This window comes from Geodermatophilus sp. CPCC 205761 (genome assembly GCF_051383655.1).
Classification (GTDB): Bacteria; Actinomycetota; Actinomycetes; order Mycobacteriales; family Geodermatophilaceae; genus Geodermatophilus.
On record NZ_JALPKQ010000049.1, the window covers coordinates 26,486 to 36,158 of the forward strand.

The following is a 9,673-nucleotide window of genomic DNA, read 5'->3' on the forward strand; positions in this document are numbered from 1 at the left end:
CCGCCCAGCCGCCCGGCCGCCCTCCGCCGCGCGGGTTGCCGGACCCGCCGCTGTCCGGCCACGCTCGTCCCGGCTCGTAGCAGTCCAGGGCCGAGAGAAGTACGGCATCGATGGCAGGAGGCGATCAGTGACGTGCCCGGTTCCGCTGGACGATGCCACGGCCCGGTCGTGGCTGGCGGTCGCGGTGGAGGAGGCCCGGGCAGGCCTCGCCGAAGGCGGGGTACCGGTGGGCGCGGCGCTGGTCGGGCCGGACGGCAGGGTCCTGGGCCGTGGGCGCAACCGCCGGGTGCAGGACGACGACCCGTCGGTGCACGGGGAGACGTCGGCCTTCCGTGCCGCCGGTCGCCAGCGCACCTACCGCGGGACGACGATGGTCACCACCCTCTCGCCCTGCTGGTACTGCAGCGGGCTGGTGCGCCAGTTCGGCATCTCCCGGCTGGTCGTCGGCGAGGCGCGGACCTTCTCCGGCGGCCACGACTGGCTGGCCGAGCACGGCGTCGAGGTGCTGGTGCTCGACGACCCGGAGTGCCGGGAGCTCATGACGCGCTTCATCGCCGAACACCCCGACGTCTGGAGCGAGGACATCGGTGAGGAGTAGCCGCGGCCTCCGTCAGCGCTCGACCCGCTCCAGGAACCGCTTCAGCGTCTCCAGGAAGACCTCCGGCTGCTCCGAGTGCACCCAGTGCCCCGCGTTCTTGATCCGCACCAGCCGGGTCGACGGGTAGAGCTCCTCCATGCGCTCCCGGTCCTCGGGCAGCACGTAGTGCGAGTTCGCGCCGGCGATCCACAGCACCGGGCCGTCGAAGCGGGCACCCGGCGGCGGGTCGGGGAACCCACGCAGCGCGCCGAGGTCGCGCTCCAGCAGCTCCAGGTTCAGCCGCCACCGCCAGCCGCCGCCGTCCCCCGGCCCCTCGCGCACCAGGCTCTGCAGCAGGAAGGACCGCACCATCCGGCTCGGGACGACGGAGCGCAGCGCGGCGTCGGCGTCCTCGCGGGTCCGGAGCGAACCCAGGTCGAGCTCCCGCATCGCGGCGATGAAGGCGGCGAAGGGGGAGGCCTCCTCGTCGGGGTCCTCGGTGCGGCCACCGGACACCGGGTACTCGGTCGGGGCGATGTCGACGACGACCAGCGCGCGCAGCAGCTCCGGATGGCGCAGCGCGACCTGCATCGCCACCTTGCCGCCCATCGAGTGCCCGACCAGGGTCACCGGCTCCCCGAACGACTCCAGCTCGTCGGCCACCATGCGCGCCATGTCGAGGTAGTCGACCCGCTCGGTCCACGGGGAGTGCCCGTGGTTGGGCAGGTCGAGGAGGGTCACCTGGTGGCCGCCGGCCAGTCCCTTGGCGATCGTCGTCCAGTTCTTGCCCTGGCCGAACAGCCCGTGCACGAACACCACCCGCGGACCCGTCTCACCCACGGTGCGCGCGTGCAGCCGCTCCTCCGAGTTCGCCGTCACCCGGCGATTCCACCAGATCCTGTCGTCCGGTCGACCTACCGTCGACGGCTCGACGAAGGGGGAGCACACCCATGCCCGGACGGCGCCGCCGGACGACGACCCGCTCGACCAGCACCACCCGAACCAGCACGAGCACGACCACCCGGCGCAAGCCGGCGACCAAGCGGACCGCCAAGCCCGCGCCCGAACGGCCGGTCGCCGGCCCGGGGGAGCGGGTGTGGGTGCTCGCCGTCCCCTTCCGGGCACCCGCGCCCGGCGCGCAGTGGCGGGCGGACCTGCAGGCGCACGTCTGGGTCGGCCGAGACCTGCCGCCGGAGCTGGCGCCCTACGACCCGCCGCCGTACACCTTCGAGCGCTTCCTCGAGGACGAGCTCAACCCCACGCCGCGACCGGTGCCCGCGGGCCGGCCCATGCACCCGCGGGACGAGCAGCTGACCGGCGCCGCGGCGATCGCCGCCTCGGCGAAGGCCGGGCACCGCGTCTTCCTGCTCGGCGACGACCCCGGCGTGGGCAAGACGGGCACCGCCGTCCTGGCCGCCCGGGAGGTGGCCGCGCAGCGTGGCGGGCGCACCGTCCTCGTGGTGGCCGACCGGCCGGCCGCCATCACCATCCCGCACTGGACCCGCTCGATCGCCGGCTTCGGCGACGGCGGGCTGCGCTGGTGCGTGACCACCTGGGACCGGCTGGCCAAGGTCGCCAAGCTGCGGTTCGACGTCGTCATCGCCGACGAGGCGCACATGGTCCGCCACACGACGACGCAGCGGTGGAAGCACTGGAAGGCCGTCTCCGGCGCCGGTCGGGTGAAGGACGCGCCGTTCGTCATCGCGGCCACCGCCACCCCGGCGCACACGCCGCTCGAGCTGCCCTACCTCGCGCCCCAGTTCGCCCAGCAGCACGGCGAGCCGCTCCGCGAGTGGTCGGACCTGCCGAAGAAGCTCGACGAGCACCGGTTCCACGTGGAACGTGGCCGCTACGGCTGGGCGTGGACCGAGGACGCCGACGAGCGCCGGGCCGACCTCGCGCGGCTGCAGGGCTGGCTGGCCGGGACGAACCCGCCGGCGACGCTGCACCGGCCGGCGCCGTGGGGGCCGGTGTCGGTGACCGGGACCCCGGTGGCGCTGACGCCGGCCGAGCGGGCGGCCTACGAGTCGGAGTGGGCCGAGTGCCGCGCCGAGATGCAGCTGGCCCGCCGCGGCCGGCAGACCGCGCGGGGCCGGGCGGCGCTGCTGCGCTTCCGGCAGAAGGCCGGGCTGATCCGGGCGCAGGCCACGGTCGACTGGGTGAAGGCCCAGGTGGAGGCCGAGCGGCAGGTCGCGGTGTCGGTCGAGTTCGTGGAGACGGCGGCCGACCCGATCCGCGAGGCGCTGCTGGACTCCGGGATCCCGGTGGCCGGCATCTACGGCCGCGACCGGTTCGACGTCGAGGCCGAGCGGCTGCGCTTCCAGACCGGGGCCGCGCCGGTCTGCGTGTTCACGGTGACGGCGTCGATCAGCCTGCACGCCGGCGAGCTGCTGCCCAGCGGGGCCGCGGCCTCCGCCGTCCCGCGGGTCGGGTTGTTCCACCAGCCGCGCTTCTCCGGCATCCAGGCCCGGCAGGTCACCGGCCGCACGCACCGCGACGGCCAGGTCTCGCCGTGGCGGGTGGCCTTCGCCGAGGACACCGTGGAGGAGCAGGTCGCGCGGGTGATGGTGGAGCGGCTGGCGGTCAGCGGCTCGACGGCGGGCGCGGACACGTCCTCCCTCCAGGAGATCGCCGAGCTGCTCGAGGCCGACTGGCTCCCCCCGGCGGCGCTCACCGACGCCTGAGCCGGCGGCCAGGACCGGCGGCCAGGACCGGCGGCCGGGACCGGCGGCCAGAGCAAGCGGCCGGAACCGGCTGTTAGGTTCGGCGGGGAAGTGGCACGGGGTGTCCCGCAGGGGACTGAGAGCACACCCGTCGAACCTGCTCCAGTTCGTACTGGCGAAGGGATGTCACGGCGTGGACGCCGACGTTCTGCGCGCGGCCCGGGCGGCGCTGCGCACCACCACCCCGCTCGTGCACTGCCTGACCAACACGGTCGTGCAGGCCTTCACCGCGAACGCGCTGCTGGCGGCGGGCGCGGCGCCGGCCATGGTCGACGCGCCCGAGGAGGCCGGTGACTTCGCGGCGGTCGCGTCGGCCGTGCTGGTCAACGTGGGCACGGTCAACGCCCGCACCGCCGAGGCGATGCGGCGCGCCGCCCGGTCGGCCGGCGCGGCCGGGACGCCCTGGGTCCTCGACCCGGTCGCCGTCGGCGGGCTGGCCTACCGCACCGAGCTGGCCGCCGAGCTGGTCGAGCTGCAGCCCACCGTCGTGCGCGGCAACGCCTCGGAGGTCATGGCCCTGGCCGGCGCCGGCGCCGGCGGCCGCGGGGTGGACAGCACCGCCGGTGCCGACGACGCCGCCCCGGCCGCCGCGGGGCTGGCCCGCCGCACCGGCGGGGTGGTCGCCGTCAGCGGCGAGGTCGACCTGGTCACCGACGGACGGCGGACCGTCCGCGTCGGGGGCGGTTCGGTTCTCCTGACCCGCACCACCGGCGCCGGCTGCGCGCTCGGCGCCCTGGTCGCGGCGTACGTCGCCGCCACCCGGGACGCGCTGCTCGGCACCGTCGCCGCGCACGCCCACGTCGCGCTCGCCGCCGAGATCGCCGCCGACCTCGCCGACGGGCCGGGCACCTTCGCGCCCGCGTGGCTGGACGCCCTCGACGCCATCGACGGGGACTCCCTGGCCCGGGCCGACGTCCGGGAGGAGCCGTGACCGTCGACTGGACGCTCTACCTGGTCACCGACACCGCGCTGTGCCGCCCGCGGCCGGTCGCCGACGTCGTCCGCGCGGCGGTGGCCGGCGGGGTCACCGCCGTCCAGGTCCGGGACAAGACCGCCCCGCGCCGCGAGCTGCTGGCGCTCACCCGTGCGGTGCAGGCCGCGCTGGCCGGCCGGCCGGACGTGCCCGTGCTCGTCAACGACGCCGTCGACGTCGCCCTCCTCACCGGCGCCGACGGCGTGCACGTCGGCCAGGACGACCTGCCGCCGGCCGAGACCCGGGCGCTGGTGGGGCCGGAGCGGCTGGTCGGGGTGAGCGTCTCGTCGCAGGCGGAGTTGGACGCGGTGCTGGCGCTGCCCGCCGGCACGGTGGACGTCGTCGGCATCGGCCCCGTGTGGACCACCGCCACCAAGCCCGACGCCGCCCCCGCGCTGGGGCCCGCCGGCACCCGCGCGCTCGCGTCGGCGGCGCACGCCGGGGACCTGGCCGCGGTGGCCATCGGCGGCGTCGACGCCGGAAACGCCGCGGCGGTGGCCGAGACGGGCGTGGACGGGGCCTGCGTGGTGTCGGCGATCTGCGCGGCGGGCGATCCGGAGGCGGCCGCCCGCGGGCTCCGCACCGCCCTGGGCACGGCGGCGCGCCGGTGAGCAGCAGGCCCGAGGGGACGGGAGACCGCCCCGCCGTGCCCGTCGCCCTGACCGTGGCCGGCAGCGACCCCAGCGGCGGTGCGGGCATCCAGGCCGACCTCAAGACCTTCAGCGCGCTCGGCGCCTACGGAACGGCGGTCCTCACCGCGCTCACCGCGCAGAACACCCGCGGGGTCACCGGCGTGCACGCCGTCCCCGCGGAGTTCGTCGGCCTCCAGCTGCGCACCCTGTTCGACGACGTCACCGTGCACGCCACGAAGCTCGGGATGCTGGGCACCGCCGAGGTCGTCCGCGCGGTCGCGACCGCGCTCGCCGGCCGCCCGGGCGGCCCGGTGGTGTGCGACCCGGTGATGGTGTCGACCAGCGGTCACCGGCTGATCGACGAGGCCGCGGTGGACGCCGTCCGCACCGCGCTGCTGCCGGTGGCCGACCTGCTCACCCCGAACGTCCCCGAGGCGGCCGCCCTGCTGGACCGGCCGCCGGCGACCGACCTCGACGGCATGGTGGAGCAGGCGCACGCGCTCCTGGCCCTGGGGCCGCGTGCCGTGCTGGTCAAGGGCGGCCACCTCGGCGGGGACGAGAGCATCGACGTCCTCGTGACCGCGGACGGCGCGACGCCCACCCGGCGGCCCCGGATGGCGACGACGGCCACGCACGGCACCGGCTGCACGCTGTCCTCCGCGCTGGCCGCGCTCGCCGCCCGCGAGGGGGCCGGCGACTGGCTGCCCCTCGTGGAGCGGGCCCGCGACTACCTCCAGGCGGCACTGGCCGGTGGCGAGGGCCTGGGCATCGGCTCGGGGAACGGTCCGGTGCACCACTTCGCCGGGATCTGGCCGGGCTGAGGCCCCCGGCCGGTCAGCGCCGGGCGCCCCCGTCCGGTGCGCGCCCGGCCGTGCCGTGCAGGAAGCCGGCGAGGCCGAGGATCAGCAGCCCGCTCACGGCGTGCAGCCCGCCCCAGTACGCGCTGTCCTGACCGAGCACGGCCAGCAGGCTCTGCCCGAGGGCCGCGAGCAGGAACAGCACCGCGGCCACGCCGATCGCGCGCGCACCGGCCCGGGCGAGGACGGCGAAGACGAGCACCAGCAGCGCGACCCCGGACATGATGAAGCCCACGGTGCGGTGCGGCTCGAACCCCGGCCCGCTGCCGAAGAAGGAGAAGACACCGAGCCCGGCCAGGAAGATCTGCACGACCCCGAGCAGGAGGAAGACGCCCAGGACCACCCGGTAGGCCGTCGCCATGGCGGACGGCGCCCCACGGGCCGGCGCGGTCGCGGTCGTCGACTGGTCGAGGGGCTCTGCCACGGCGGCCTCCAGGCACGGGCCACCGAAGCTAGGACCCGCCGCGGAGGCGGTCAACGAGAACCGGAGGGGCCCGCTTCCCGCCGCGCGTCACCGTCCGCACGGGCGACGATGGGGGGACCGGGCGATCGAACGAGGAGGTGCGGGCGTGCGGCGGGAGGCGAGCATCCTGCACCTGGACCTCGACGCGTTCTTCGCCGCGGTCGAGCAGCGTGACAAGCCGTCCCTGCGCGGCCGGCCGGTGGTCGTCGGCGGCGTCGGGGGCCGCGGCGTGGTGGCGACGGCGTCCTACGAGGCCCGGGCGTACGGCGCACGGTCGGCGATGGCCACGGCCGAGGCCCGCCGGCGCTGCCCGCCCGGGACGGCGTTCCTCGGGGGCCGGTTCGGCGCCTACCGCCGCACTTCCGACGTCGTCATGGAGCTGCTCCGCGAGCTCTCCCCGCTGGTCGAGCCGGCCTCCCTCGACGAGGCCTACGTCGACCTCGCGGTCACCTCCCCCGGCCACCCCGGGCACGACCTGTCGGTGGACGGCGTGACGGAACTGGGCCGCCGCCTCAAGGAGCGCATCGCCGAGGCGACGGGCGGGGTGACCGGCTCGGTGGGCATCGGCTCGTCGAAGCTCATGGCCAAGATCGGGTCCGACCTCGACAAGCCCGACGGCCTGGTCGTCGTCCCGCCCGGGTCCGAGCTGGACGTGCTGCACCCGCTGCCGGTGACCCGGCTGGGCGGGGTGGGACCGGCGACGGCGGAGCGGCTGCACCAGGTCGGGGTGCGGACCGTGGCCGACCTGGCCGCCAAGTCGCTGTCCGACCTGGTCGCGCTGGCCGGCCGGGCGCACGGGACGGGGCTGTACGCGCTGGCCCGCGCCGAGGACGACCGGCCGGTGGTGGCCGAGCGCGGGGCGAAGTCGGTCTCGCAGGAGGAGACGTTCGAGCGCGACCTCACCGACGTCGCCGTCCTCGGCCGGGAGATCGACGCGATGGCCGCGCGGGTCGCAGGGCGGTTGCGCGGCTCGGCGTACTCCGGCCGCACGGTGACGCTCAAGCTGCGCCGTTACGACTTCACCACGCTCACCCGCTCCCAGACCCTGCCCCACCCGACCGACGACGCCCGGGTGATCGCCTCGATCGCGCGGCGGCTGCTCGCCGAGACTGGCACCCAGGGCGGGCTGCGGCTGCTCGGCGTCGGCGTCTCCGGGCTCTCCCTCTACGCGCAGGGCGACCTGTTCGCCGCCGACGACGACCCGGAGCTGCCGGACGACGAGCCGGCCCCCGCCGAGGCCCCCGAGGCGGCCCCGGAGCCGCCGGCGCCGGTGTCCCGCTGGTGGCCGGGCCAGGACGTCTGCCACGACGAGCTGGGCTCCGGCTGGGTGTGGGGCCGGGGACTGGGCCGGGTGACGGTGCGCTTCGAGGGGCCGCTGACCGCGCCGGGGCCGGTCCGCACGCTGCCCGCCGACGATCCCGCCCTGCACCCCGCCGAGCCACCGGAGTGGCGATCAGCCACCATCGACGCCGTGGAGGCGACCGGTGACTGAGCAGAGCGTGTGGGTGCGGATGACCCAGGAGGACCCGCAGCACTCGGCGGCCTACGTGCAGCGGTTCCGGGACCTCGCCGCCCAGGGCTTCGACCTCGCCGGGGAGGCGCGGCTGGTCGACGCGATGCTGCCCCGCGGCTCCCACGTCCTCGACGCCGGCTGCGGCCCGGGCCGGGTCGGGGGCTGGCTCGCCACGGTCGGGCACGACGTGGTGGGCGTGGACGTCGACCCGGTGCTCGTCGCCGCCGCGGAGGAGGACCACCCCGGCCCCCGGTGGCTGGTCGGCGACCTCGCCGAGCTGGACCTGCCGGCGCTCGGGATCCTCCGTCCGTTCGACGCCATCGTCTGCGCCGGGAACGTGATGGCCTTCGTCGCGCCGAGCACCCGGCTCGCCGTCCTCCGGGGGTTCCGGGCGCACGTCGCCGCCGACGGCCGGGCGGCGATCGGGTTCGGGGCCGGGCGGGGCTACGACTTCGACGAGTTCCTGGCCGACGTCCGCAGTGCCGGGTGGACGCCGGACCTCCTGCTGTCCACCTGGGACCTGCGGCCGTTCACGCCGGCCTCGGACTTCCTGGTCGCCGTCCTCCGCCCGGCCTGAGCGTCACCGGCCGCCGCGCTCGATCCCGGTGATCTCGTACTGCGCGTTGACCTCGACGGTGACCCGCCGGCCGTCGGAGGTCACGAGGTGGGCCTCGTAGACGCCGTCGGAGTCGGTCTCCAGCCGCCGGATCGTCGCGCCGGGGTACTCGTCCAGCGCGACGGCGCGCACCTGCTCGGCGGTCTCGCCGGTGAGGGGCTGCTCGTCGTGGTGGCCGTCGCCGTCGTGGTGCCGGTCGTCCCGGCTGAACGACGTCCCGTCACGCGGGCCGTCGAAGGCGGCGTTGGCGACCAGGGTCCCGGCGATGACGCCGCCGGCGACCAGGCCGGCGAACACGAGCGCCGCCGATCGGATCCAGCCGCGCGCCCGCGCGCGCCCCGGTGGTACCTGCTGCTGCACGCCGCCACTCATGACGACCTCCCGTGCGCTCTGTCTGTCGACGGTGACGAGCCCCCGTGGGGGACGAGGGTCCCACCAACGGCTGTGAACGAGCTGTCAATCCGGCCGCGGATGCCACTCCGGCCGACCCTCGACGAACGCGGCCGGCGCGGACCACGGCGGCGACCCGGGCGGGGCGACCAGCGTGACGACGCCGCCGGGGGCGGGCAGCGACATCAGGAAGTGCGCCGGGTCGACCGGCCCGTCCGCCGGTCCGTCCGCCGACTCGACCCGCCGTGGTGCGCCCAGCAGCCAGTGCGCCGTCCGGGCGAGGGAGAGCTCCCCGTGCCAGCCGCCGCCCTCCTCGCGCTGCCGGGCCACCGCGGCCAGGACGGTGGCGGCGGCCAGGTGGCCGGTCGCGTGGTCGAGCGCCTGCACGGGCAGCGCGCCGGGCCGGTCGTCCGTGCCGCACTCCCGCGCGATGCCGGACGCCGCCTGCACCAGCGAGTCGAAGCCGCGCCGGCCGCCCCACGGGCCGGTGCTGCCCCACGCCGACAGGCCCACGACGACCAGGTGCGGGTGCCGCTCGGCCAGCGCCGCGGGGGCCACGCCGAACCGCGCCAGCGCGCCGGGTCGGTAGCCCTGGACGACGACGTCCGCGCCGGCCAGCAGCTCCTCGACCGTCCGCCGGTCGGTCGCCGCCGCGAGGTCGAGGAGCACGTGCCGCTTGCCCGGGCCGGTGTCGACCAGCTGACCCGGGTCCTCGGCGAGCCTCGGGCTGTCGATCCGCAGCACGTCGGCCCCGTGCGAGGCCAGCGTGCGGGTGGCGACCGGCCCGGCGATGACCCGGGTCAGGTCGAGCACCCGCAGGCCGGCGAGCTCCGCCCGGCGCAGCGGCCCGCCGACGGCGCGGCGCAGGCCGATCAGCGGCGCCGCGGCCACCGCCCGCCCCGGCTCGGACCCCGCCCAGGCCGGCGCCG

At 76.7% G+C, this 9,673-nt stretch carries 11 protein-coding genes and 1 riboswitch; of the genes, 7 read left to right on the plus strand and 4 right to left on the minus strand.

The annotated features are described in order from the left end of the window. Positions 1-127: 127 nt before the first annotated feature. Positions 128-598, plus strand: a complete 471-nt coding sequence (locus MY526_RS22570) for a nucleoside deaminase (protein WP_436705125.1) — start codon at positions 128-130, stop codon at positions 596-598. 12 nt (positions 599-610) lie between these two features. Here MY526_RS22570 and MY526_RS22575 read toward each other — a convergent pair whose 3' ends face one another. Beyond that, positions 611-1,456 (minus strand): alpha/beta fold hydrolase, encoded by an 846-nt coding sequence (locus MY526_RS22575; protein ID WP_436705126.1) that lies wholly within the window; start codon positions 1,454-1,456, stop codon positions 611-613. A 71-nt stretch (positions 1,457-1,527) separates the two neighbouring features. Between MY526_RS22575 and MY526_RS22580 the strand changes: the two genes are divergently transcribed. The 4 genes from MY526_RS22580 to thiD all read left to right on the plus strand — a co-directional run bounded on the left by MY526_RS22580 (position 1,528) and on the right by thiD (position 5,726). Next, positions 1,528-3,261 carry a helicase gene (locus MY526_RS22580; protein ID WP_436705127.1) on the plus strand — a complete coding sequence of 578 codons (1,734 nt, stop codon included), beginning with the start codon at positions 1,528-1,530 and terminating at the stop codon, positions 3,259-3,261. Between the two features lie 86 nt (positions 3,262-3,347). Then, a riboswitch (TPP riboswitch) is annotated at positions 3,348-3,441 on the plus strand. Continuing rightward, entirely contained in the window at positions 3,434-4,231 is a 798-nt protein-coding gene (gene thiM / locus MY526_RS22585) for a hydroxyethylthiazole kinase (protein WP_436705128.1), read from the plus strand. (Overlaps the previous riboswitch by 8 nt.) Then, on the plus strand, positions 4,228-4,884 hold the full coding sequence (thiE, locus tag MY526_RS22590) for a thiamine phosphate synthase (protein WP_436705129.1): 657 nt from the start codon (positions 4,228-4,230) through the stop codon (positions 4,882-4,884). The genes thiM and thiE overlap by 4 nt, the downstream gene beginning before the upstream one ends. A 35-nt stretch (positions 4,885-4,919) precedes the next feature. Next, a complete protein-coding gene (thiD, locus tag MY526_RS22595) occupies positions 4,920-5,726 on the plus strand; it encodes a bifunctional hydroxymethylpyrimidine kinase/phosphomethylpyrimidine kinase (RefSeq protein ID WP_436705130.1) in 807 nt (268 codons plus the stop codon). 13 nt (positions 5,727-5,739) lie between these two features. Here the strand turns inward: thiD and MY526_RS22600 are convergent, their stop codons facing one another. After that, on the minus strand, positions 5,740-6,186 hold the full coding sequence (locus tag MY526_RS22600) for a DUF6220 domain-containing protein (RefSeq protein ID WP_436695071.1): 447 nt from the start codon (positions 6,184-6,186) through the stop codon (positions 5,740-5,742). Between the two features lie 145 nt (positions 6,187-6,331). Between MY526_RS22600 and MY526_RS22605 the strand changes: the two genes are divergently transcribed. Together MY526_RS22605 and MY526_RS22610 are read left to right on the plus strand one after the other, a co-directional pair. Then, positions 6,332-7,717: a DNA polymerase IV gene (locus tag MY526_RS22605; RefSeq protein ID WP_436705131.1), complete on the plus strand. Its 1,386-nt coding sequence runs from the start codon at positions 6,332-6,334 to the stop codon at positions 7,715-7,717. Next, positions 7,710-8,315 (plus strand): class I SAM-dependent methyltransferase, encoded by a 606-nt coding sequence (locus tag MY526_RS22610; RefSeq protein ID WP_436695075.1) that lies wholly within the window; start codon positions 7,710-7,712, stop codon positions 8,313-8,315. Before MY526_RS22605 ends, MY526_RS22610 begins: the two co-directional genes overlap by 8 nt. Before the next feature lie 3 nt (positions 8,316-8,318). On the opposite strand, the gene MY526_RS22615 is transcribed toward MY526_RS22610, so the two are convergent. Then, complete coding sequence (locus MY526_RS22615; protein ID WP_436695077.1) at positions 8,319-8,726, minus strand: PepSY domain-containing protein; 408 nt, start codon at positions 8,724-8,726, stop codon at positions 8,319-8,321. An 84-nt stretch (positions 8,727-8,810) separates the two neighbouring features. After that, positions 8,811-9,673 (minus strand): CoA transferase (locus tag MY526_RS22620; protein WP_436705132.1); only part of this gene is annotated, 863 nt, incomplete at its 5' end.

Bases quoted from the DNA above. Each gene is read 5' to 3' on its own strand.
- MY526_RS22580 (WP_436705127.1), top strand. From the start codon at position 1,528: ATGCCCGGACGGCGCCGCCGGACGACGACCCGCTCGACCAGCACCACC.
- MY526_RS22615 (WP_436695077.1), bottom strand. From the start codon at position 8,726: ATGAGTGGCGGCGTGCAGCAGCAGGTACCACCGGGGCGCGCGCGGGCG.